Consider the following 24,535-nt stretch of genomic DNA (forward strand, 5'->3'; position numbering starts at 1 on the left):
CCTATGTTTCAAAGCACATAATACAGTAAATAAAAAGAAGACAGATGCTCATCTTATAGGCATTTGTCTTCCTTTGTGAAAATTAGTATTTGTCAATGTCTCTATTATTACCTTACTTCTAATTACAAACGTATAACTTTAAAAGAATGTGAATGCAAGTACTCCATCATCCCTGCAATGTCAATTTCATTGGCAATATGTAACTCTCTCTGTAAATCTTGAGGCAGATACGGAGAATATTTTGATACAAAAAACTCTTGTTCAAGTGTAGCATCCATCAATTTTTCAGCAGCCCATTTCGTTTCCTTAACTTGATTGATTACCTCATTAAAATCACCAAAAAACCCTTCAATGGTGATTCTTCCCACTCCATCCATTGATTTAACAGGCAGACCTAACGAACGAAGTGCCCAAACTAAGTTTCGAGAAATATTGGAACTTATATAAGTTTCAAACACAATTTCCCCACTACTATCCCAAATTACTCGCTCGTTTGGATGAATTTTATATGCATGATAAGGTTTTCTGACATCAGAAATCGTCTCATATGCATCTTCATTTACATAACTAAATTCATTATTGGCACATAAAATCTCCATCATTTTTTCGCCAATCCGTTTATGTATTTTAATCCCTCCACCCGAATATCTAGGAGGTTTCCCGTTTACAGCTTTTTGTACATATATCTTATTTTTATCAAAATCAACGTCTTTAATAGTCCATAACTTACCTGCCAGTATAATATTATCTCCTACATTTACCATCATCATTTTATCTAGCATACCTATTTTTTTAATTCCTTCTAAAACAGTAAATTCTTCTGGAGTCAAAAATACAGCGTAAAAGTCTTTACTTCTAAGAATTCTCTCTCCTTCAATTCCAACAATTAGTTCATTTCTTCCTTTTATCCTTTCAAGATACTCATGCTCAATCATATGAAGAATAATTTTTTCTGTTATATATTCCTCAATACTGTGAAATACATGGTTTGCTTTAATCTTGGCAATGAGGCTTTCTAACTTAATTCCATTGGTCTCTTGGCAAATAGAGATAATTTGATGAAACAAAATATCATACAGGGCTGAGTATCCTTTGGCTGGTTCAATCCATTTATCCAATATAAGTTCCATTACGGCTAGGGATTGAATTAAACTATCCGTTTCAGTAGAATACAGTTGAAGCATTTGATTGGCATCTTTTTTTCTACCAGAACGACCTAAGCGTTGTTTTAAGGAGGATACCGTAAATGTGCTATCAATCTGAATGACTATATCTACATCACCAATATCAATTCCAAGTTCAAGTGAGCTTGTTGCAATTATGCTTTTGGGTATGTTTGATTCAATCATTTTTTTTTCAACATATTCCCGCTCTTTTTTATCAATTGATGAGTGATGAGCATAATAGGTTTCTCCCATGCCGTCTCTCTCAGCTAAACGATTTAGAAAAACAGTTGCTTCTTCTACCTCTCCCCTACTGTTACAAAATATAATTGCTTTTTGGTTTTTCGTTAACTCTCTTATATCTTCAAACAATTCAACAGGTTTCTTGCGGTCCTTCTCTGTTTGAAAGTGCATTAGATAATAGAGAAGCTCTTTATTATTCCCCTTTACTTCAATAATTTCTACATTATCACTATCCTTATAATTTACCCACTGTTTAACTAAATTGAAATTATCTATTGTAGCTGACAGTCCAATGATTCTCGGTCTTTGTTCTGTGTATTGTTCTATACGAGACATTAGTGAACGTAGTTGAACTCCACGCTCAGTATCTATAAACGAATGAATCTCATCAATTACAATGAATTCCAGCCCTTTGAATAAATGTCTGATGTGTTCAGTACGATTAATAAATAAACTTTCAACCGATTCCGGCGTAATTTGCAAAATTCCCCCAGGGTTCTTTATAAATTTATTTTTTTGACTTTGACTAACATCTCCATGCCACTTGTGGATTGGAATATAGCTATGTTCACACAGCTTTTCAATACGTTCAAATTGATTATTGATAAGAGCTTTTAAGGGTGAGATATACAGCACCTTCAACTGCGTCTCTGCCTCTTTTTCTATTAAAGAAAGAATAGGTAAAAAGGCTGCTTCTGTTTTACCAGAAGCAGTCCCAGATGAAACAATTACATCTTTTTTACTTTCCATAATGGCAGGAATAGTTTTGTTTTGAACAGGTGTGAATTTTTCCCATTTCATGTCCCAAATTTTTTTTTGCATGGTTTTAGAAAGCATTTGAAATGAACTACTCATTCCCTTTACCTACCCTTCCACTCTAGAAAATCGAGAACGAACATCTGTTAACGGCTTTTCTGCTTCCTTTTCACCGAATAATTCTGCTCGATTGAATCCCGGGTTTTGATGAAGAATATTTAGGGCGCTAATAAAGTTCTTAATGACATCACCAACAGTCAGATGTTCTTCCGCACCAGGTCTAGCGTACTCTTCCCGAATAAAATTCATAATTTCATTATCTGTTATATCACTCTCATACCCATAATGAACAGCATGTATATCCCTCGTTTTTTGCAGTAATACAAACGTTTCATCATGCTTTAATGGTGCTAATCTAATTACAGGTTGTGATAAATCACGGTGCTCTATTGTTTCAAAACGATTTGGTTGAAGTCTCCGTTTCAATGCACCATAACTAAATAACCCCCGACGCTCATCCTCTAGAAACTCGGGTGTTCCACCAAGAGTAATATATAATCCTTCCACATTTCCTTGTAACGTGTCATTGTAAATTTTTAAAATAGTTTCATAGTTTTTATCTCTTGTTTGAGGATGTGTAATTTTGTATAAATTAATAGCCTCATCCAGATTAATAACTAGGCCAGCATAGCCAATTTGCTTTACAAATTGCGACAACACTTTAATATATTCGTAGTAATTGCTATCGGATATGATATCACGAACCCCTAAATCAGAACGAGCCTCTGTTTTTGTATTGTATTCACCTCGAAGCCAGCGCAGGGCACAACGTTGAAGCTCGCTATTATCTTCAACGAATCCTTTGAAGTATAACGATAACACCCTAGCGAAATCGTAACCTCCCACTAATTCATCCATTTTTGAAACAACACTTGTAATTTTTTTTTCTACATCTTTGATGAAGCTTGGATTATCAAATTCAATAGAGCCATAACCGTTCTCTTTTACTACACTCATTTGAACCTCACTAATCCACTTATCTAAAATAGTTGGTAAAGCTCCGCCCTCTGGAACAGTGGAAGTAGCTAAATTCTTCATCAATTCGGTGTAAGTTGCTACTGCTTTTCCTTCACTTCCATATAACCTTCTTTCTGGTGTGAAATCTGCTTTCGCTACAACAAACTTTTCATTAAAAGCAATTTGTTGAATGAGCGCTTGAATAAAGCTTTTCCCACTTCCGAACGGTCCAATAAATATTTTCATGAAAGATGACCCTTTTTTTATATTATCTAAATCACTAAGGATTTGTTTCGCTTCATCAGAGCGCCCTACCATAATATATTGTAATCCCCGACTTGGAACAACCCCGCCTGCAAGAGAGTTTAGAATTGCCGAGGAGTCTCTTTTTTTAATATTCATGTACTTGTAACTCCTTTACCTTTTCCATAATATGCTCGTATTCTTCGTAAACAACAATTTCATCACCTTGATTTTCAAGAAAATTGTCACCTAAATATTCATTTGCTTTTTCGTTAAGTTCGTTTAGGAACATTCCAATCATGATACCTCTTTGCTTTAGAAACTGTATCGCTTCTTCATGTCGATATTGACCATTTTCAAAACGACTTAAAAACTCAATTTCAATATCCGTTAGGGATTCGATGAATTCATCTTCCCCCTCAACATCACTGTTTCCTCCTAGTGCCGACAATAAATTTGTCTCCAAACTAGATTCATCCTTCTCTGCAATTACCTGTACATCCAAATCACATTCCGTGTCCAAACGAACCGCTTCTTTCGTTTCAGATTCCATAACCCCTTTTATTGGCTCATCCTCTGTTTCATTTCTTGAATCGATTGTATTAATAAGTTCGTCTGTTTCATTTTGCAGTTGTATGATTTTCTCTACATTAAATTCTATTGTAGGTTTAGTCGATTCTACTTGTTTTTCAACCGTCTCTTGAGGAGGTAATGGTATCTCACCATCTTTCTCTTGATATTCGGCATTTTGAACCACCTTGAATCTCTTATTAGTCTCTTTAGCTGCTCTAGAAAAATGCTCCATCATCATATTTTTAAACCCTTCCGGCAGAAATCCCTCTTCAACTTTTATCTCCCGCTTCTCGCCATTCAAAATTCTCGCTACATTTTCAGATAGACGGAACAAAGCCGTTACCTCATTATATAGTTCTTCAGTTGGTCTTATTCGCTCCACACCAATATGAATTTCATTATAGCTACGTCCTACCACAGCAGAAGAAAATAAACGTCTAATTTCTCTTTCCTTTTTTGTTTGAAACCATCGGCTAATTAAATCGTTCCTTTCTTCTTTATATATTCGTTGAAGTAAAGGTATACTTTCTTTAAATATCTTGAATACTTTATTTTTATGTTCTTTATAAAAGACAGTTTCTCTATAGTTTCTAACATACGGCTTCCATGATGTAATCGATATTTTTGAAAGTTGGTCTGCTTTTTCTTTTAATTGGTTATATAACGGGGGAATATCCCCTCTTTCTACAGACCACTCTTCAGCTAATGCTTGTTCTCCCAACTCATATAACATGTCTGCTATCCACTGTTTTAAATAACGTTCTAATTTCGGAAGTCTTTCTACATAATTTTCATAAAGCCTCACCAACATACTGACATTAAATGACGCATTTGGGTTAAATGAATAGTTTAATAATTCATAGGTAAACAAAAACACATAACTTAAGTCAACCTCTATGTAATTCCCTTTTAATACTTGGTCCCTCCAGTAAAAATACCAGTCTCTTTGTTTTGAATTTAGCATATCAAATGTCGTCCAATACGCTTGCAATGGGACTTCCGGACATATCCCCCCACTCTCTCCTGCATATCTTAATGAATCCTGCACAAAACTTTCACGAGAATGAGAAAAAGTGACTTCGATAGAAATTCCATTTCTTGAATGAACCTCTCTCTTTGGATGTTTTATCCGTTCGATATCCGCCAAAATTTCTTTTGAGGTCTGCAGGTGCCTATATTTAGGGAGTACAATATCTTCTTCATTGTAAAATATTAAATTATTTCTAGCATTATCAATCACTGGTTTTATTGCTTGTGTCACCTCTTGTTCTATCACTTCTGATAAAGTTGGCGAAAGCTCTGTGTTACTACTTATATCTTGATTATCTTCTAGTTGTTTATGCCATTTTTTTATAAAAAACATATCAAACCACCCTAAGAAAACAGGGATATACGTCCAACAAAAAAGGAGATATAAAGTTCCTCTGATATATTTCTTGTAATAAAATGCATGCGCACCCAGTCCCCCTAGAAAGAAAGCTAACATATAACCGACTGATTTTGATTTATGCTTCACTTCTTCCCCTCCTTTTCTTTTTAATTATGAATTTTATTTTTATATCCTTATTATATAATGCTTAAGAGTTCAAAAGAAGAATAGAGAATTATTTTATCTTCTTTTAGATTTCATTAAAGACTTTTTATAACAAGCTCCCAATTCCAAAATTCATTCGTATCGGATATGAATTATACATAATATCGTGTGAATTAGGTGGCTATGTATCTCCTCTTTAGTAAGTGGGCTGTAAAATGTGGAAAATAGCCCCCTCACTACACAAAAAAAGGAATGAGTCACCTCATTCCCTTTACCATTATACAGACAGTTAAGAACATAATTTTGTGGTCACAATTGGTCACAGAATTTACAATAATCATTGCTTTTTTAATAGAATTTCATTTATACAAATCCGTGAGAATGCCTTTAAATCAACGTTTCTCCCGTAGCTCAGCAGGGAGAGCGCCACCTTGACAGGGTGGAGGTCGTGAGTTCGAGCCTCTCCGGGGTCATACAAATCAAGAGGACTACTTTTAGTCAGCCAATCAGCTGATTTAGATGTAGTCCTCCTTTTAATTCCTACGGCCTATTTCTAACGGCATCACCTATAAATGGCATTAAAGTCAATCACAGCTTCGCGACTCAAAGTTTAGAAAGGCTTTCGTGATGTTATTCACTTTGTAATATTTTATCTCCACTTCTAAAAATATGGAATATACTATCATATACCTTAACTGTTTTTAATAGCATTAAATTTATTGATAGTATTCATTTTCTAAGGGTTTACTCTAAAATAAGTTAAACTTTTTATATTTTTTCCATGTAAATCAAATCTCCCACATGCCCAAATTTCTTCCCTATCCATAAACACCTTATAGACTATTAAACCAAAAAATAGGGCTGCTTGAGTTTGATTCCTATTACATGCATGATAAATAGGCTCGAATACAGTTCCCATCCAGTTAGAACCGGGCATCCATCCTGATGTATGAATTTCATCTTCATTAATCATCTGATTTAATACGTATGTAATACGTTTAAGATCCTCGCTCGATAGATTTACTTTCCACTTTTCATATTCTTCTTGATAAGGCAATTTCTTTTTAATCTTTCCAGTATCTACTGAAATAATCATATTATCCCCTTAGCCAAATTTGATTATATTCTTGATCCTAAAAAAACTAACTAAAAATTGATTTCAAATGATTATATTCTTGTAAGTAATTTAAGCAAACAAAAGAATACTCCCCAGTTGTGGCTTTTCCCTTTACACGTGACATACTAATAAATAACGCATTCTTTATTTGCTGTTGATTAGCTGTTTGAAAAGAAATCTGCCCATTCAAATAACGTGTTGACGGAGAATCTAATACCAAAATAACATTTGGTGTTTGCCAGCCTTTGTAACTATGATATGAACATACCTTTAATCTACCTGTCCCACCATGGAATTTCCATTTTTCAGAACGACGACGATCGATATCCCCTTCGCGCTGTAAATCATATACATGAGAGGTTCTTATTCCTTTGCTCTCAAAGAATTCCACAATGGACGCTCCTGTATGCTCATTTGTCGTTAAAATGGTAATATCCTCCCAACCATTTGTTTCACGTAAGATATTTACATGGTACTCCAGTTGAGCTAACTTCTCTGTAATTATATAGGCCTGGTAATTATACCAAAATTCCATTTGTAGTAAATTCCCTTGTTCCTGCCTAGCAACTAAAATTTCCTCACCTTCAATCTGTAATTGCTCACGTACACGGTGGATTTTTTGCACCATTGTATCTGGCAAACGATGTGTATATTTTAAGCTCCCTGGTTTCCCTTTAAATCCAATACTCTTTACCTGATCTGGCTCTTCAATCCATACCCCTTGTTCAAATCGGCCAAATAAATCCTGTGCTTTATCATAAACAATGAATAATTCTCCATGTTGTGTAAAGAGTTGCTTCAAAAACAATACCCAATCACGTTTAAAGTCTTGTCCTTCATCAATTAAAATATAATCATAGTTAAAGTGCTCCTTTAACCTATTTAAATCTGTATATTTTTTAATCACACTTATCCAACGATTAGTAAAATCCATTTCCTCTTCTTGTATATCTACTACAATTTCATGCTCAGTCATAATAGCTTTTAATAGACCATGGAAATGCAAAATCGTTAAGTCTTCTCGTAACTTTCTTCTCTCTTCTTTATAATTACCTACACCAAATTGCTGACTACATAGGTCTCTTATATAGTGTCGTAGTGTAATATTGAACGTAACTACTAATACACGTTTATCGTTCTTCAATGCTCTTACTGCCTTATCAGCTAGTACTAACGATTTACCGGAACCTGCTACACCACTCCAGCGACGAATTGTCCCTGGATTTAGTTCAGCTAAATTTCGTTGGGCACGTGTGAGTACATACGGCTGCTTACGCTCAAAATTATAATCCGCATATTGTAAGTGCTTAGATAATTCCTCTACTAAGTGTGCTAATAAACCACCTCTATTAAAGTGAGATTTCTCATTAGCTAGAGCGTATGTATAATTATAAGCCTTTAATTTATTTTGGCTGTTATAGATAGTTAATAAGTCTTCGTCCGTCCAAATTTTTGTATAGTTATTTTTTGGCTGACAAAACTCTAGTGCCTTTGCTTTTGAAATACCATGAAAATAAACAACTGTTTCAATGCATCCATAATAATTACTGTAGTTTTCTGCAAGGTATATACTATTTTGTAGTTCAGACTTTAAAATCCCATCCTTATAACTCTCTACTTGGTTAATTGGATCTTTCTTATACTGACGTCCATCCGTTCCACGAATATATGCGCCACTTTCATACACCCTTGAATTTAAATTCCAATCTTTCACCTCAATAATTACAATTCCTCTCTCAGGATGTAATAAAACAAAATCAGGCTTCATTGAATTTATATGTGGCTGCTCAAAAATTATCCATTCTTCAAAACGCGAACTACTCCGAAACAGATGTAATAGCCTTTCCTCCCCTGCCGTACGAGGATCATTCCGATTGAAACTCTCAAAAATTTCAGACATCAAACCACACCTCTTAAATCTTTTTATTTCGATATAAGGAAATTAGAAACAAAAAAATAATACGTAACTAAAGAAATCCATAAAATAAGAGAATGCCCTAAAACATCCCCTTCCATCTAATGAAATAACACTAATAGTTATTAATATTATTTCTCTCCTTTAATTTCTGCATTGCAGCTAAAACTTTATCAAAATCAGTTAATTCATTTTCTACATTAGGAGTTGTTAAAATATGAGCAACTCTTCTATAATTAATGCCTGTTTTATACCCCATTAAAACATATATAGCTCTATTATAATTTTGGTTTTCATTCCAATCTACATCACCATACACCACACGATAAAAAGCCCCTTCACTATGTTGCGGTGCCGGAATATCGATAAAATCAATCGGTTCTTGATGAATAGCCATACATATCCCTCCATATATTTCATATAAATATCCTTACTTATTATACCAAAACAAACCATATACTGGATACACTGTAACAGCTTATAAAGCTACTTATTTCCATCCATATTATATTTAGCATTTATATGATTCGTTTTCTATTCATTCCCAAAAGATAAAGAGCCTTGCAGCATTCCTACAAGGCCCTCTTCTATCAATCCGTATCCGTAACACAAATTAACCACATTTTATGCTCCTTACTATCTAACACCATCCAAGTAGTATCCCACGCAACATCGTAAAACCAATCTGTCCAAGGGCGACAGCTTTCAAACACTTTAATATCTTCGTATCGATCTTGGAACATATATTGACATACATTGACTGCTAATTGCTTTGCGATAACTGGTCGTTCCTTAAATTCTTCATATGCTCCGCCCCACAAAATTTGAGCGGCAATGCTACCATCAAGCATGACTGCCTGATGATCTTTAAATTGAAACTTATATTTTTCTGACGTATGTATTTTTAACTCTTCTAAGTTATTTATTATATCTAAAGAGTTGAAGACTCTTCTGAAGAAGTGCTCGTGTCCATCTTCTGAACGTGGTATTTCTTTGAAAAAATTTTCGTTATGTACTTTAAAACAGCTTATAACCGCTCCGCTATGTAAGTTTTGTTCCTTGAATGTATGCATTAGTTGCTCAATAGATGAGTCATTTGTTTCTATTTTTTCAAAAGTTCCTACTTTCCATCTCATAACGTCCACTACTCTCTAGCAAATTTCTTTAAAAAATAGATACCAGAAATATTAATTAGTGCGGGGCATCTCCCACTGATTATTAGTCCTCACAAACCGGGCCGCCCATTAATGCTTAATAAATTTCAATAAATCCTATTACAATCTACCCTATTTTGACCATTTGGCTTTTCTAAATCATAACAAACTGATTGACCACCTGAAATCTTTTCGTTAAAAATCAACTGATTATTAGCACTAAGGCTAACCTGAAACGCCCTGTTTGTTACTACTTCCTTTGTCAACTGTCCTTTTGCATCGTCGTATCGATACTCCATATCAGTCTTAATGTTATATGTACTAGAATTCCCAATCCTTTCCGGTGCTTCTTTAAGGGTAATATCATAAAGGTTTACTTTAAATTTACTAGAATTTTTATCTATATAACTTTTTGTATAAGCCCCCATCTTACTGTCCTCTTTATAAAATTTATTTACTAATGAAAAATCCCCCTTATTATGTGCCTTTATATATTCCTTTGAATAACCTTCTAGTTTCCCTTTAATAATTTCATAGCTATTTTCAGCCGTCTGTTCTTTCTCTGAAACAGTTAAACTTTTGAACGATTCTGAATTTTTAATTATATCCTGTCCCAAAGGTATAAGGACATCCTTCCCCAAAGGCATAAGGATACACCCTCCTATCACTGCAGCTACCGTATACAATGCTTTTTTTAAAAATGCCAATTTAAAAACCCCCTAAAATTATAATTTCAGGAAGAATTATAACATTTAATCTCTATACGTATATATAAAAATTTCCGAAAAACAATAGATATATCAACCTTTTTACAATTACATACTGAAAAATTAGAGTTACTATAGAATTCGAGTTCAATCAACCATTTTTCTTCTTTCATGATGAGTATAAATATTTTATATTCTCTCCCATTACTAGTTCTTTAGTCGTGTTATTTAATACTCTTATGTCTACTTTGACTCCTTTTCATTATAATACTTGCTTTAACATCGGCCTTACCATTCTATATTCTTCACTATAAGGTTCCTTTATGATTAAGGGCGAGTAATCATCTTTTTCAACCATTGTGAATACTTCAGTTTTCTCTTGTAATGTGTTGGATTCACTATTTTTAGTAGGCTTTTTACCTGTCTCAATTTTCTTTGTAATTTCTCCAAGCCTTTGCCCAATTTCTTCTGCTTTTGCAGGTTCATTCGTAACGTAGTATTCCTAATCCTCCCATACTAATATAGGTGGTACTTGTTCTCGTTTGTTACATATCATATAAGTAATGCTAACGACAAGTAGCACACATGTGAATATAAAGAAGATAGTTTTTTTATTCATATACTAATCTCCTCATCTATCATTTTATTGGATTATATAATACACAATATAGTTAGCAAATAGTTTTTATGGTAATTTTTAGTTTTAATTTCAAAAAGAAAAACCTTACTAAATGTAAGGTCCCATTTTTAAATTCTATAATGACTTATTAATTAGAACGATTAATACGATGATCGCTATAAACATAACGACTAAACAGCCGATTAATTTATAAAATCCTCTTTTCGTTAATGTCCCGCCTCGAACGTCTTTACGAATAAATAAGAATACTGCTAAAAATAATACCAGTCCAATGCCAAAAGCATATATCATTTGCATATGTTAATCTTCCTTTCTCTCTTCCATCTTAATATCTTTTAGACAAAACAACAAATGAGATAAAGACTGTACTCATCGTTAGTGCCATTAATATGTTCAATAGTTCAGTTGCAGATAGTGTAATTACTTTTAAGTTTAAACCAATAGAGAAAAGAAGATAATATGCCGTTAGTACAAAAAAGGTGAAGAACATTCCTTTATAACGAATGAGTTTCATTCGCTCATCTTTTTCTTTAAATTGCGGGTGCAAGTAGCTTAAGCAAAAACACATGATCATCATCGCAAGCAATGGATAAGTTATAGCTGGTGGTGCAGAATGCGTCATTATACCTGTTAATATCATAAATCCACTCATAACTAGAAAAATAATTCCCATAATAACAAAGTACTTTTGTGAATAATTCATTCCTACTCCCCCTCTTCTTTTCCTTCATAAATAAATACATGTTCTATCGTTGTCTGAAATGCTTTTGCGATTTCAAATGCTAACGGAAGTGATGGATCATATTTCCCCTTTTCAATTGAGATAATGGTTTGTCTGGAAACCCCTAGCTTTTCAGCCAATTTTTCTTGAGATAGTCCAAATTTCTTTCTGTATTCGACCATTTTGTTTTCCAAGGAAATTCCTCCCTCCTTCCTTATAACGAGTATATATGTAAAGGAACCTTTACATTCATATAGGTTATTTTGCTTTCTATTTATATAGAAGAAACTTTTCCAGTTTCAACACGTCTATTTTGCAACGAAACATGGAACAATGTATATATATCCGTTACTATATCTCCTCCCCATTTTTATAAAAATTTAATATCTCCATATTTGTTTTATCTTTTTAAACCATTTCATTCTTCTCTTTATTCAATGAAATGTGCTGTTGTTTTTACGGTATTTTTCGCCATATTTATAGAAACTAACGGTTTATGAAGCATTTTTTATGTATAGCCACTTTTTTTGTAGAAATCCTTCATTTTCCTTTTAATATTTAACACTATCGAAATAAAGTTTATGCTAAATTCATAATTTTTTATTTTTTATACTATATTCCGTTATATTGTTGTATAATATCAATGAAAGCGCTTATTATTTCAATATACATAATTCGAATTGTTTTTTATCGAAACATTCCAACAATTATACCTATATTTAAATTCAACAATTATAGTTATTAATGTAGGTATACCAAATATATCCACCCCATTTTTCTGTAAAATTACTTTATAACATGAAAGATTAACTTGGGTGATAAGTTATTGTGAATGTTTTTTTACAAAACAGATAAGTAATAGTGTTTGGTATTATGTAAATTATTGTAATAACATAAGAGTAAAGAAAACATTTACATTGATTATTGATTCATCAATTATTGAAAAGAGCAAAATGCACCTTTTTGTATAGGAAAAGGATTATATGCATTGGGAGGTTTAAACAAATGACGAGGAAGAATACAACGACAAACCCTTGGGCCAAGTTCCATGGTCCGAACCTTGGTTATGTTATTGAACAGTATGATCTTTACGTAACTGGAGCAGGTTCTGTTGATCCGGAATTACAAGAGCTTTTTGAAATTTTTGGAGCTCCTTCGTTTCAAGATGATGTCGTAACAGGGGACAATACAGTAACAAATTTTTCTCCTCAAAACACTGGAAACATTGAAAAAATTCTTAAGGTCGTTCAACTTGTTGAGCAGATTCGTTCTTTCGGGCATACGTTGGCTCACATTAATCCGATGGAAGATGCTGCAAATGGGCAATCTCTTATCGAGAAAGCAATGAACGAACTGAGCGATGCTGATTTGAAAGCGATTCCAGCTAAAACAGTATGGCAAGATGCACCAGAAGGTATTCACACTGCACTTGATGTAATTCATAGATTAAAAGACGTTTATACAAAATCTTTAGCTTATGAATTTTCACATATACAAGATAGTGAAGAACGCGTGTGGTTGCATCAAATGGTGGAATCAAATTCATTGCGTCAACCATTATCAAATAAAAAACGAACTGCTCTTTTAAAACGTTTAACAGCTGTTGAAGGTTTCGAGCAATTCTTGCATAAAACATTCGTTGGTCAAAAGCGTTTCTCTATCGAGGGCGTTGATATGCTTGTACCTGTACTAGATGAAATTGTTCTAGAAGGTGCTAAAGGCGGCGTTGAAGATGTCATGATTGGTATGGCTCACCGTGGTCGTCTAAGCGTACTCGCTCACGTATTAGAAAAGCCATATAGTCACATGTTTGCTGAGTTCAAACATGCAAAAATAGAAGGCGTAAAGGCAAATGCTGGCTGGACTGGCGACGTGAAATACCATTTAGGTAGAGAACAAGTCGTTGGTAATGAAGAAGTTAGCACTCGCGTTACTTTAGCAAATAATCCGAGTCATCTTGAGTTCGTTAACCCTGTTGTGGAAGGTTTCGCACGTGCAGCTCAAGAAAATCGTAAAAAATCTGGTCTTCCAGAACAAGATACTTCAAAATCATTCGTAATTTTAGTTCATGGTGATGCTGCATTCCCTGGGCAAGGTGTTGTGTCTGAAACATTGAACTTAAGCAGATTAAATGCGTACCAAACTGGCGGAACGATCCATGTTATCGCAAATAATGCAGTCGGCTTTACGACTGATAGCTATGATTCTCGTTCTACGAAATATTCAAGTGACCTTGCAAAAGGATTCGACATTCCGATTGTTCACGTGAACGCTGATGATCCGGAAGCTTGTCTTGCTGCTGCTAACCTTGCGATCCAATATCGTACGCTGTTCCAAAAAGACTTCTTAATCGATTTAATCGGTTACCGTCGCTACGGTCATAACGAAATGGATGATCCAGCAGTTACGCAGCCACAAGTGTACAAAAAGATTAAAAATCACCCAACTGTAAGAGCAATTTATGCAGATCAATTACAAACTGCTGGTGTTCTAAATGCAGATGAGGTTGAAACAATTACACAGTTTATACAAGAGGAATTAAAAGCTGAATACGCACAAGTACCACCTGCTGATACAAGTGCTGCAACAATTCACGTTAAAGTTCCAGATGTTGTTGCAAGAGGCATCCAGCCGATTGACACTGGTATTGAACTTGACTCACTTCGTGCAATTAATGAAGGTCTATTATCTTGGCCTGAAGGCTTTAACGTATATCCAAAAGTGAAGAAAATTCTTGAGCGCCGTAAAGATGCTCTTGAAGAGAACGGTAAAATTGAATGGGCACTTGCTGAGTCGTTAGCATTCGCTTCTATTTTACAAGAAGGTACGCCAATTCGTTTAACTGGTCAAGATTCACAGCGTGGTACATTCGCGCATCGTCATATCGTATTACATGATACTGATACAAACGAAACATATTCACCATTACATCGTTTACCAAATATCAATGCTTCATTCTCTGTTCATAACAGTCCGTTATCAGAGGCTGCTGTTGTTGGTTACGAATATGGTTATAACGTATTCGCTCCAGAAACTCTTGTTATGTGGGAAGCGCAATACGGTGACTTCTCAAATACTGCGCAAGCGTTATTTGATCAATATGTTTCAGCAGGAAGAGCAAAATGGGGTCAAAAATCAGGTTTAGTTCTTCTATTACCACACGGTTATGAAGGTCAAGGACCAGAGCATTCTAGTGCACGTCCAGAGCGTTTCTTACAATTAGCTGCTGAAAATAACTGGACAGTTGCAAACTTAACGAGCGCGGCACAATACTTCCATATCTTGCGTCGTCAAGCATCTATCTTAGGAACAGAAGCTGTTCGACCGTTAGTAATTATGACGCCGAAAAGTTTATTACGTCACCCACTTACACTTTCAACAGGTAGCGAGTTAAGTGAAGGACGTTTCCAACCTGCTTTAGAACAAGAAAACCTTGGTATGAAACCAAACAAAGTAAAACGTCTTGTTTTAAGCACAGGTAAAATGGCGATTGACTTAGCAGCAGAGATCGACAATGGTAAGCATGAGTACAGCTTAGATGAAGTTCATATGGTTCGTATCGAGCAGTTGTACCCATTCCCTGCTGAAAAAGTTCAATCTATTATTAAACGCTTTAAAAACTTAGAAGAAATCATTTGGGTTCAAGAAGAACCTCGTAATATGGGTGCATGGCATTACATGGCTCCAATTCTGTTCGAACTTGCTGGCGATAAAGTGAGAACAGGTTATATTGGACGCCCTGATCGTTCTAGTCCATCTGGTGGCGATCCATTCGCTCACAAAGCTGAGCAAGAACTAATCGTTGCGCACGCTTTAGACGTGAAGTACAACTTCCGTCAAGATAAACAAGAAATTGAAGTTTACAGCAACTGAAAGTAATAATGGGTTTTTCAGGCTCTACTTGGGCAGAATATCTGCCCAAGTCGGGCTAACAAATGGAGATTACCGAAGATTAAAGAAGACAAAACACACCGTTAGGCAAATAAGGGGAGGACATTTAAAATGATCGAAATTAAAGTACCTGAGCTTGCAGAATCTATTTCAGAAGGAACTATTTCACAATGGCTTATCAACGTAGGCGACAAAGTTGAGAAAGGTGGCAGCGTTGTTGAGCTTGAGACTGACAAAGTCAATGTAGAAATCATTGCAGAAGATTCAGGTATTGTATCGAAATTACTAGGCGAACCTGGAGATACAGTTGAAGTTGGCGCTACTATCGCAATTTTAGATGCTAATGGCGCAGCAGTTGCAGTAAGCACACCTGCTCCAGCTAATGAGCAACCAAAACAAGAAACTACTGAAGCACCAAAAGCTGAAACGCAAAGTGCTGAACAAAATAAAGCTCTTCAAGGTTTACCAAATACAAATCGTCCTATCGCATCACCAGCTGCTCGCAAAATGGCTCGTGAATTAGGAATCGACTTAAACGACGTGCGTAGCACAGATCCACTTGGACGCGTGAGACCTCACGATGTACAAGCTCATGCTACAGCGCCAAAAGAAGCACCAGCTGCTCCAAAAAGTCCAGCTCCTGCTCCAGCTGTAAAAACTGAATTCGAAAAACCAGTTGAGCGCGTGAAAATGTCCCGCCGCCGTCAAACAATTGCAAAACGTCTTGTAGAAGTTCAACAAACATCTGCAATGTTAACAACATTTAACGAAGTTGATATGAGTGCAATCATGGAATTACGTAAAGAACGCAAAGATGCTTTCGAGAAAAAACATGATGTACGTCTTGGCTTTATGTCATTCTTCACAAAAGCAGTTGTTGCAGCATTAAAACAATTCCCATTATTAAATGCTGAAATTCAAGGCGACGAGCTTATCATTAAAAAATTCTATGATATCGGTATTGCAGTAGCAGCTCCAGATGGATTAGTTGTTCCAGTTGTACGCGATGCTAACCAATTAAACTTCGCTGAAATCGAAAGCGAAATTCGTGAATTGGGTAAAAAAGCACGCGATAACAAACTTTCATTAAAAGAATTACAAGGTGGTACGTTTACAATTACAAACGGTGGCGTGTTCGGTTCTCTAATGTCGACACCAATCCTAAACAGCCCACAAGTAGGTATTCTAGGAATGCATAAAATCCAAGTACGCCCAGTTGCAATCGATAACGAGCGTATGGAAAACCGTCCAATGATGTACCTTGCACTATCTTACGATCACCGTATTGTTGATGGTAAAGAAGCAGTTAGCTTCCTTGTTGCTGTTAAAGATATGCTTGAAGATCCAAAATCATTATTATTAGAAGGTTGATAGACTAAGAGTCTATTAAAGGCTGTAGAATGAATCCATTCTACAGCCTTTTTTTATGCTCATAAGGGACAAATCGCACTACATAGACTAATAATGTATGCTTACAAAACATAAGGGGGATAAAAATGAGTACTCTTCCGACTCACACGAAACTCAAAACAAATAAAGATACTTTCTTCCTCCCCGATTCAAACGGGGGTGTCTATTTTCGAAATAACTCCAGTTCATTCCGTATGGATGGTGATGGAATTTATAACTGGATTGAGAAATTAATGCCTATGTTTAATGGTAATCACTCTTTAGAGGAATTGACGGCTGGTCTCCCTCTCCCCTATCAAAATCGAGTGTTTGAAATTGGAGAGATTTTATATGAAAATGGTTTCGTTCGTGATGTAAGCCAAGATGCTCCTCACGAATTAAACGATGCACTGCTCGACAGATATGCTTCGCAAATTGAATTTTTAGAAGCCGATTCCCATTCAGGTGCTTTAAAATTCCAAACGTACCGCACAGCAAATGTACTTATAATTGGTTCTGGGGATATGCTTACTTCCCTAGTTTCTTCTTTGCTTGAATCCGGCTTACCTACATTTCATTATCTTGTTACAGATCGTGCCGAAACAAACTACGATCGAATTCATGAACTAATAGAACGTGCCTATGCAAATGATAATCATGTACTTATACAAGAAATAGATACTACAATCGATCGTCCTTTACATGAAGTATTCGAGCCTTTCGACTGGATTTTATACGTTTCTCAAAATGGAGATATTGAAAGTTTAAGAGCAATACATGCTATTTGTAGAGATGAAGGAAAAAATTTCATCCCTGCTATATGCTTATCAAGAATCGGTTTAGCTGGACCTGTCGTAATAGCAAATCGTGAAGAATGTTGGGAATCAGCATGGCATCGGCTACATGAAACTACTTTACAAAATGAAAATCCAACAGAGCCTTTCTCACCAATTACAGGTGCAATGTTAGCAAATATTATCGTTTTTGAATTATTTAAGCATGTCGCTGACGATTCACATCGACAGAATAACCCGCAATTCTATTTATTAAACTTTGAAACACTTGAAGGAAAGTGGCATCCCTTTATAAAGCACCCTCTCGCAACTGATGAAAGCTTTACAATTGATACGGTGCAAAATCTTCATGAAAACCTTGCACATCGTTCCGAACAATTTAATTCAACTGAAATTTTCCGCTTTTTTGATACATTAACATCTAGAGAAGCTGGTATATTCCATATGTGGGATGAACAAAATTTATATCAATTACCTTTATCACAGTGCTATATTCAAGTCGCAAATCCATTATCAAACGGACCTAGCGCTCTCCTCCCTACTATAACTTGTGGTGGACTAACTCATAATGAAGCGCGCCGCGAAGCTGGTTTAACAGGGGTTGAAACATATGTAGAGGAAATCATTCATCGTCTTATTCCTGAACATAATGATATCGGTATTGGTGCTGGTGAAACGATGACAGAAGGTGTATACCGTGCACTACAAAAACATTTAAACAATAAGTTGTGTGAGCGGCAATCACATATGCTAGAAGAAATTACAGAACTCGATTTAACCGAAATACATGATAACCATTGTAGGTTTTACTACAATGCTCTCTCTACAATTCATGAAACGCCTAAAGTTGGAATGAGTGAGGAATTACTCGGTTTCCCTGTCGTTTGGGTCGGTATAAATGATAGATGGTATGGTGCAGCAAATATTAATATGACATTGGCACTAAGAAACGCTCTGCAACAAGCACTCCTTCATATTCAAAATGAAGAGGTTCCTTATAGAGCTAATATTTCGCCAGAATCATCCATTATTTTATGTAGTACTGATTCTTTTAGGGTAGAAATACAAGAAGAGCAAGAAGTTCCAGGCGTACAGTCTTTACAGGTTGCCCTGCAAAATTTAGCAGAAAACAATTTTTATCCATTCGTTTTTGATTTAGCAATTGAGTCATTTCTAAAAGATAACTTAGATGGTGTATATGGGGTATTAATTGAGGAGGGTGAAAGCAAATGACTCAAAACATACTACTAATAGGAGATGGCCTACTCGCAGACTATGTACATGATCAATTGTGTAAACAATACTCCATCATCCGCCAACATACAATTACAGAAACTCTCCCTGAAAATATTCATCTCGCTCTTGTATTACATGACGGCTCTCCTTCTTCCGTTCATCATGATGCTGAACTTATCTTTCGCTCAAGTAATATTCCATGGCTTCGGGGATTCACTTCATTTGGTGAAGGGATTATCGGCCCTTATATTCACCCTCTTGCCACAGGATGTACCAACTGCGCTGATGGCCGTCGCTTTATAGCTGGCTTTGATCAACGAGAAATGTGGGAATTACAGCGGAAATATGCGTTAAAAGCAAATGATGTGACGAGGCGTGATGTACGCGCCACCCAAAATGGAATTTTACAAATGTGCCAGCTCATTCATGCTGAAACAGAGAAAATATTATCTACTAAACATTCTTCTTTAGAAAACGAACTTATTTTACTAGACTTACAAACATTACAATGTACCCGGCATTCCTTTCTTCCAGATCCTCTCTGTCCAGTATGTAGCAATTTGTCTGACGATACAGCCGATGCATCAAAGATTTCTTTACAACCGAGTTTGAAAACGAGCAGTGAAGCGTATCGCTGTCGTTCGATTCATGAGCTAAACACATTTTTAACGAAAGATTATTTAGATTATCGAACCGGAATTTTAAACGGCAAAATGCAGCATTCTTTATTACCATTCGCTGATGTCATTATAAATATGCCGTTAATGTTTGGGAATGAAGGTGTCGCGGGCCGAACTAATTCATTCGCACTCAGTGAATCAACTGCTATTTTGGAAGGATTAGAACGATATTGCGGCATGTCACCTCGTGGCAAAAAGACAAATGTACATGGTAGTTTTCGTGAACTAGAGGATATCGCACTGAATCCCCTCACACTTGGTGTACATACAAATGAACATTATAATCGTGATCCTTTTCCATTTAAACCATTTGATCCTGATCATCAGCAAAGTTGGGTATGGGGATATTCTTTATCACAAGATAGACCACTTCTAGTCCCAGAATCAATCGCCTATTATAGCCTTGGTCATCGAGATGCTTTTGTGTATGAAACATCAAATGGATGTGCGATTGGTGGTAGTTTAGAAGAAGCCATTTTTCATGGCATATTAGAAATCGTAGAGCGCGATGCTTTTTTACTCACATGGTATGCAGAATTACCTCTTCCTCGTCTTGATCTTAGTTCCGCAGAGGATACTGAATTACAATTAATGATTGAGCGCTTGCGTACGATTACTGGATATGAATTACACGTTTTCAACGCAACGATGGAACACGGTATTCCGAGCATTTGGGTGATTGCGAAAAATACGAGGCAAGATGGGATGAATCTCGTCTGTGCTGGTGGTGCTCATATGGAGCCCATTCGAGCAATCAAAACTGCGATTCATGAAATAGCTGGCATGTTACTTATATCAGATGATGATCTAAATCAAAACAAAGAAAAATATGAAAACTGTTTACGCGATCCTTATCTTGTTACGCAAATGGGCGATCATAGTATGCTATACGGATTGAAAGAAGCTGAAGAACGTCTTCACTTCCTTTTACGTGACGATGCTCCGGTGCAAACGTTCCAAGAAGTGAATGCATTACAATCATTTGATATGGATTTAACATCTGACCTGAATCAACTTTTAAACCGACTACATCAATCTGGGCTTGAAGTAATTGTTGTAGATCAAACTGTCCCCCTCATAGAAAAGAATGGATTACATTGTGTAAAAGTAATTATTCCAGGTATGTTACCGATGACGTTTGGTCACCACCTCACTCGTCTTACAGGACTAGACAGAGTATATACCGTACCGATGACACTCGGCTATACAAATGAACCTTTAACGAATGAGGGATTAAATCCACATCCGCATCCGTTTCCATAATTTATAGTAAGGAGGGAATTTGATGCAACTAGATACTTTTTTACACCATCTCCATTTCTCTATTAATGAAATTATGCCGCCCGATAAAGAGATTGATTGGGAAGATGCGCCACTTCCTTATAAATTATATCGAAATTTACCAGTCATCCCTCTCTCTTTAGAAGTCCCGTTAACATTACGTAATCCTTCTACTAAACCTAACTTAGAGGAAATCGGTCATTATCTTTGGTACTCGTTTGGTTTAACACAATTATGCCAACCTACTACTAGCCTAGAACATAATAAAACAACGACTCTATTCCGAAGATTCATCCCTTCAGGGGGGGCTTTATATCCAAATGAATTATATATGTATTTAAAGATTGACCATTATCCAGACGGAATTTACCATTATGACACCGCACACCATCGTCTCGTCTTACTTCGCGAAGGAAATTTTGATTCTTATCTTACAGAAGCACTCGGTAATCGTTGCAACATACATTCTTGTTTTGGCGCTGCATTCGTATCTACTATGTTTTGGAAAAACTTCTTTAAATACAATAACTTTTCATATCGTCTGCAAGGGTTAGATAGTGGCGTTCTAATCGGACAATTGCTTGAATGCGCAAAACAATTCGGCTACACAAATGGGGTATATTTTCAGTTTCTAGACCGGGCAATTAATCATTTACTCGGACTATCAGAAAATGAAGAAAGTGTATACGCGGTCGTTCCTTTAAGTACAGAACCACATACAGATTGGTTTCACGATGATCATCTTGAAAATAAAACAGTTACTTCTCATGACTTACTACAGCAAATTCCGCCTTTAACACATGAGCATTTCGTTCGCTCAAAACATGTAGATGAATATCCGATGATAACAAAAGTAAACGCGGCATCTATGATTGAATCGACAGAACACTTCCAAACATTAACTCATGAAGAACGACATCAATATAATGCCCACACTTTACAACTACCAAAAGTAGAACGTTTATCATATGATTTCTTGCACCTTTGTAAAAAGCGATATTCACCTGATGCCGACTTCATTTTAACGAAATGGGATGCAGTCGAGCTCGCTACTTTACTACAAGAAGCGAGCCTCTCCTTCCCTTATTACAACGACCTTGATGGTAATTATTTAAATGAAAATGCACGAGTCTCATTATATGGATGCTTTTATAACGTAAAAGATATAGAAAACGGCGCTTACGCTTATAACAGTCAAACACATTCCATACAGCCAATACGGCATGGAGACCTTCGTTATCCCCTCCAATCCAGTATGACGATGGATAACGTAAATCTGTTTCAAGCACCACTTTGTCTACATGTAATTGGAAATAAAGATTACTATAAAAATGAATTAGGATATAGAGGATACCGTATTCACCAAATGGAAGCTGGTATACTCGTTCATAAACTCGTTTTAGCTGCGACTGCTATGGGAATGGGCGGTCACCCTTTACTTAGTTTCGATACAAATTTATGTGATCAATTGTATGGAATAGATGGCAGAAATGAAACGTCGCTCATTCAAATTCCAGTTGGAGCGTATCGGGCGCGGAATTGGCTAAAGGGATACTTGCATAATTAGAAGCACGCCAATTGATGGCGTGCTTTTTTAAAGGAGTTAACTTATTAAAAGCGAAATAAGTACATATTCTTATATAAAAGGAGAGTTTGAATTGAGTATTTTACAACGATTAATCGAGCAAGCGAAAAATCCTCGTGGGACAATCGGTTCCTCTATGCTTTGCATTATGAATGCTGCACATACGAGACTAACAAATTGGGCTTTGCAAAAAATACATATACGTGAAGATGCAGTGATTTTAGATATTGGTTGTGGAGGTGGTAAAACAATACATACACTTTCAAGATTAACTCCCCATGGGAAAATATATGGGATTGATTACTCCAATCAGGCTGTTGAAAACTCAAAGAAAGCAAATATGAAGGATGTAAAAGCAGCGAAAGTAATTATTCATCAAGCAAGCGTCTCCTCTATTCCATATCATCCGGACTTCTTTGATCTCATTACCGCTTTTCAAACCCACTACTTTTGGCCTGATGTTGAACACGATATAAAAGAAGTATTTCGCGTCTTAAAACCGAACGGATCCTTTTTATTAGTCGCTGAAACTTTTAAAATTCAATATCATATGGATACATTTAAAGCGACCGAAGAATTAGTAAACCTCTTTTATAAAACAGGATTTAAAGGTGTGAAATGTTATGAGGAGAGAGGTTGCCTTTGTGTAATAGGAAACAAGTAAAAAAGCAGGCCGTTCAAGGCCTGCTTTTTTACTAGATTAATTTAAAGATACTCTTAATTTGTCTTGCAAATAACCAGTTTTTCGTACCGTAGTTATCATTTAAACTATCTAAATTGATAGCTTTTCCATTAGAAAACTTTAGTTCTAACGTTGTATTTTTGTCATTTGTTTTTAAATTACTATTTGTAATATCAGCATACTTTAACTTCTCAACTTCGACATACTCTTCCTTCTCTTGTCCGATAACAACGTGATCTTGGAAGAAGAAAAATACTTCTGCTTTCTTGCCAAAACAAAATACATTTTTCGTATAAATTAACGTCGCGTTATCAAGTCCGACACATACTTCTTTCATCTCTTCAACAACGTGTCCAAAGTCTTCTTCATGTCTTGTATTTGATTCAGCAATCCATTCTTCGATTGTTTTCATATTTATTGCCATGTTGTACCCCCTGGTTCGTTCATTGCTTGTTAAAAAAACAAATACTATATGACAATATAAGCGATAACTACTATACTTTTCAAGGGTGAACGCTATATTCAAAATAAAATGAAACTTTAATCAGCAAGGATTTTGCCCATCCCCCACTGATTATTAGCCCTCACCACAATCGGGCTGCCCGTTAACGCGGGATAAAGTTAAACTTCAAAGTAATTGTAAAGAGCACCAATTTCATTATATTTTAAACGTCTGAACGAGACATTCTTCATCATCAATTAGTTGCTCTCTCTCATCAAATTCAATATTCATTTCTTTATATACTTTCTTCCAAAACGAAACTGCTGGTACATTTTCCACAAGTTCGATAACGAAATATTGTCCTCGTTTCTCTTCTAGTAAATTCTCAATAACTTGTTTACCAATTCCTTTTCCTTTATATTGATTCAATATGAAAATATCATTAATACCAAAGTCATTTTCTTTCTTCAAAAATGGACGTTCTAATAACAATAAAAACCCTACGATACTATTATCAACTTTTATGAAATATGGAGTGATTCCGTCGATTTTCCAAAACGTGTCCAAGTCTTCGTATTCAAAAAAACCATCCGCTCCAATAGTTATATTAGTAGTGAACCTAGAGAGGTCATGAAGATATAGTGAGTACAAATTACGTAAAATCGTTTTTTCTGATTCTTGAACTTGTTGAAGTGCTACAACCATTTTTAATGATCCCCTTCCCTATATGTAACTATTTCCCAATCCTCTTTATTCGACAAAAATGATCATT

At 35.7% G+C, this 24,535-nt stretch carries 19 protein-coding genes and 1 pseudogene; 6 read left to right on the top strand and 14 right to left on the bottom strand.

Annotation, left to right across the window (positions count from 1 at the left end; translation table 11 throughout):
- Window positions 1–122 precede the first annotated feature (122 nt).
- The 12 genes and pseudogenes from ACTFQM_RS09130 to ACTFQM_RS09185 all read right to left on the bottom strand — a co-directional run bounded on the left by ACTFQM_RS09130 (window position 123) and on the right by ACTFQM_RS09185 (window position 11,977).
- Window positions 123–2,261, bottom strand: coding sequence for a DEAD/DEAH box helicase (locus tag ACTFQM_RS09130; RefSeq protein WP_440034098.1), 2,139 nt, complete (start codon window positions 2,259–2,261; stop codon window positions 123–125).
- A gap of 9 nt (window positions 2,262–2,270) precedes the next feature.
- Window positions 2,271–3,581, bottom strand: a complete 1,311-nt coding sequence (locus tag ACTFQM_RS09135) for an ATP-binding protein (RefSeq protein WP_440034099.1) — start codon at window positions 3,579–3,581, stop codon at window positions 2,271–2,273.
- The gene (locus tag ACTFQM_RS09140) at window positions 3,571–5,511 is read right to left on the bottom strand and encodes a TerB N-terminal domain-containing protein (RefSeq protein ID WP_440034100.1); all 1,941 of its coding nucleotides are present in this window, start codon (window positions 5,509–5,511) and stop codon (window positions 3,571–3,573) included. The genes ACTFQM_RS09135 and ACTFQM_RS09140 overlap by 11 nt, the downstream gene beginning before the upstream one ends.
- Window positions 5,512–6,265: 754 nt before the next feature.
- Window positions 6,266–6,625: a hypothetical protein gene (locus ACTFQM_RS09145; protein WP_440034101.1), complete on the bottom strand. Its 360-nt coding sequence runs from the start codon at window positions 6,623–6,625 to the stop codon at window positions 6,266–6,268.
- A gap of 46 nt (window positions 6,626–6,671) precedes the next feature.
- A complete protein-coding gene (locus ACTFQM_RS09150; RefSeq protein WP_440034102.1) occupies window positions 6,672–8,546 on the bottom strand; it encodes an NERD domain-containing protein in 1,875 nt (624 codons plus the stop codon).
- 130 nt (window positions 8,547–8,676) lie between these two features.
- Window positions 8,677–8,958 carry a hypothetical protein gene (locus tag ACTFQM_RS09155; protein ID WP_440034103.1) on the bottom strand — a complete coding sequence of 94 codons (282 nt, stop codon included), beginning with the start codon at window positions 8,956–8,958 and terminating at the stop codon, window positions 8,677–8,679.
- A 193-nt stretch (window positions 8,959–9,151) separates the two neighbouring features.
- On the bottom strand, window positions 9,152–9,697 hold the full coding sequence (locus ACTFQM_RS09160; RefSeq protein WP_440034104.1) for a hypothetical protein: 546 nt from the start codon (window positions 9,695–9,697) through the stop codon (window positions 9,152–9,154).
- Between the two features lie 125 nt (window positions 9,698–9,822).
- Window positions 9,823–10,422, bottom strand: coding sequence for a TcaA NTF2-like domain-containing protein (locus ACTFQM_RS09165; RefSeq protein ID WP_440034105.1), 600 nt, complete (start codon window positions 10,420–10,422; stop codon window positions 9,823–9,825).
- Between the two features lie 262 nt (window positions 10,423–10,684).
- Window positions 10,685–11,041: pseudogene (locus ACTFQM_RS09170) on the bottom strand (hypothetical protein).
- A 135-nt stretch (window positions 11,042–11,176) separates the two neighbouring features.
- Window positions 11,177–11,359, bottom strand: a complete 183-nt coding sequence (locus tag ACTFQM_RS09175) for a DUF3976 domain-containing protein (protein ID WP_440034106.1) — start codon at window positions 11,357–11,359, stop codon at window positions 11,177–11,179.
- A gap of 28 nt (window positions 11,360–11,387) precedes the next feature.
- A complete protein-coding gene (locus ACTFQM_RS09180) occupies window positions 11,388–11,765 on the bottom strand; it encodes a permease (protein WP_440034107.1) in 378 nt (125 codons plus the stop codon).
- A 2-nt stretch (window positions 11,766–11,767) separates the two neighbouring features.
- The gene (locus ACTFQM_RS09185; protein ID WP_002170904.1) at window positions 11,768–11,977 is read right to left on the bottom strand and encodes a helix-turn-helix transcriptional regulator; all 210 of its coding nucleotides are present in this window, start codon (window positions 11,975–11,977) and stop codon (window positions 11,768–11,770) included.
- Window positions 11,978–12,788: 811 nt separating this feature from the next.
- On the opposite strand from ACTFQM_RS09185, the gene odhA reads away from it, so the two are divergent.
- The 6 genes from odhA (at window position 12,789) to ACTFQM_RS09215 (ending at window position 23,303) form a co-directional block, all read left to right on the top strand.
- Window positions 12,789–15,656 carry a 2-oxoglutarate dehydrogenase E1 component gene (gene odhA, locus ACTFQM_RS09190; RefSeq protein ID WP_440034108.1) on the top strand — a complete coding sequence of 956 codons (2,868 nt, stop codon included), beginning with the start codon at window positions 12,789–12,791 and terminating at the stop codon, window positions 15,654–15,656.
- 129 nt (window positions 15,657–15,785) lie between these two features.
- Window positions 15,786–17,045, top strand: a complete 1,260-nt coding sequence (gene odhB, locus ACTFQM_RS09195; RefSeq protein WP_440034109.1) for a 2-oxoglutarate dehydrogenase complex dihydrolipoyllysine-residue succinyltransferase — start codon at window positions 15,786–15,788, stop codon at window positions 17,043–17,045.
- Window positions 17,046–17,170: 125 nt separating this feature from the next.
- Window positions 17,171–19,090, top strand: coding sequence for a putative thiazole-containing bacteriocin maturation protein (locus ACTFQM_RS09200; RefSeq protein WP_440034110.1), 1,920 nt, complete (start codon window positions 17,171–17,173; stop codon window positions 19,088–19,090).
- Window positions 19,087–21,036 (top strand): TOMM precursor leader peptide-binding protein, encoded by a 1,950-nt coding sequence (locus tag ACTFQM_RS09205; RefSeq protein ID WP_440034111.1) that lies wholly within the window; start codon window positions 19,087–19,089, stop codon window positions 21,034–21,036. Before ACTFQM_RS09200 ends, ACTFQM_RS09205 begins: the two co-directional genes overlap by 4 nt.
- Before the next feature lie 22 nt (window positions 21,037–21,058).
- Window positions 21,059–22,621 carry a SagB family peptide dehydrogenase gene (locus ACTFQM_RS09210; RefSeq protein WP_440034112.1) on the top strand — a complete coding sequence of 521 codons (1,563 nt, stop codon included), beginning with the start codon at window positions 21,059–21,061 and terminating at the stop codon, window positions 22,619–22,621.
- Between the two features lie 91 nt (window positions 22,622–22,712).
- Window positions 22,713–23,303, top strand: a complete 591-nt coding sequence (locus ACTFQM_RS09215) for a class I SAM-dependent methyltransferase (RefSeq protein ID WP_440034113.1) — start codon at window positions 22,713–22,715, stop codon at window positions 23,301–23,303.
- A gap of 31 nt (window positions 23,304–23,334) precedes the next feature.
- On the opposite strand, the gene ACTFQM_RS09220 is transcribed toward ACTFQM_RS09215, so the two are convergent.
- Window positions 23,335–23,745, bottom strand: a complete 411-nt coding sequence (locus ACTFQM_RS09220; protein WP_048369578.1) for a DUF3908 family protein — start codon at window positions 23,743–23,745, stop codon at window positions 23,335–23,337.
- A gap of 234 nt (window positions 23,746–23,979) precedes the next feature.
- Window positions 23,980–24,468 carry a GNAT family N-acetyltransferase gene (locus tag ACTFQM_RS09225; protein ID WP_440034114.1) on the bottom strand — a complete coding sequence of 163 codons (489 nt, stop codon included), beginning with the start codon at window positions 24,466–24,468 and terminating at the stop codon, window positions 23,980–23,982.
- Between the last annotated feature and the right edge of the window lie 67 nt (window positions 24,469–24,535).

It is taken from the genome of Bacillus cereus group sp. MYBK30-2 (assembly GCF_051915945.1).
In the GTDB taxonomy this organism is placed as follows: Bacteria; Bacillota; Bacilli; order Bacillales; family Bacillaceae_G; genus Bacillus_A; species Bacillus_A paramycoides.

Coding starts and splice junctions, on each gene's coding strand:
- ACTFQM_RS09130 (WP_440034098.1), bottom strand. CDS start 2,261: ATGAGTAGTTCATTTCAAATGCTTTCTAAAACCATGCAAAAAAAAATT.
- ACTFQM_RS09135 (WP_440034099.1), bottom strand. CDS start 3,581: ATGAATATTAAAAAAAGAGACTCCTCGGCAATTCTAAACTCTCTTGCA.
- ACTFQM_RS09145 (WP_440034101.1), bottom strand. CDS start 6,625: ATGATTATTTCAGTAGATACTGGAAAGATTAAAAAGAAATTGCCTTAT.
- ACTFQM_RS09150 (WP_440034102.1), bottom strand. CDS start 8,546: ATGTCTGAAATTTTTGAGAGTTTCAATCGGAATGATCCTCGTACGGCA.
- ACTFQM_RS09155 (WP_440034103.1), bottom strand. CDS start 8,958: ATGGCTATTCATCAAGAACCGATTGATTTTATCGATATTCCGGCACCG.
- ACTFQM_RS09160 (WP_440034104.1), bottom strand. CDS start 9,697: ATGAGATGGAAAGTAGGAACTTTTGAAAAAATAGAAACAAATGACTCA.
- ACTFQM_RS09175 (WP_440034106.1), bottom strand. CDS start 11,359: ATGCAAATGATATATGCTTTTGGCATTGGACTGGTATTATTTTTAGCA.
- ACTFQM_RS09180 (WP_440034107.1), bottom strand. CDS start 11,765: ATGAATTATTCACAAAAGTACTTTGTTATTATGGGAATTATTTTTCTA.
- odhA (WP_440034108.1), top strand. CDS start 12,789: ATGACGAGGAAGAATACAACGACAAACCCTTGGGCCAAGTTCCATGGT.
- odhB (WP_440034109.1), top strand. CDS start 15,786: ATGATCGAAATTAAAGTACCTGAGCTTGCAGAATCTATTTCAGAAGGA.
- ACTFQM_RS09200 (WP_440034110.1), top strand. CDS start 17,171: ATGAGTACTCTTCCGACTCACACGAAACTCAAAACAAATAAAGATACT.
- ACTFQM_RS09205 (WP_440034111.1), top strand. CDS start 19,087: ATGACTCAAAACATACTACTAATAGGAGATGGCCTACTCGCAGACTAT.
- ACTFQM_RS09210 (WP_440034112.1), top strand. CDS start 21,059: ATGCAACTAGATACTTTTTTACACCATCTCCATTTCTCTATTAATGAA.
- ACTFQM_RS09220 (WP_048369578.1), bottom strand. CDS start 23,745: ATGGCAATAAATATGAAAACAATCGAAGAATGGATTGCTGAATCAAAT.
- ACTFQM_RS09225 (WP_440034114.1), bottom strand. CDS start 24,468: ATGGTTGTAGCACTTCAACAAGTTCAAGAATCAGAAAAAACGATTTTA.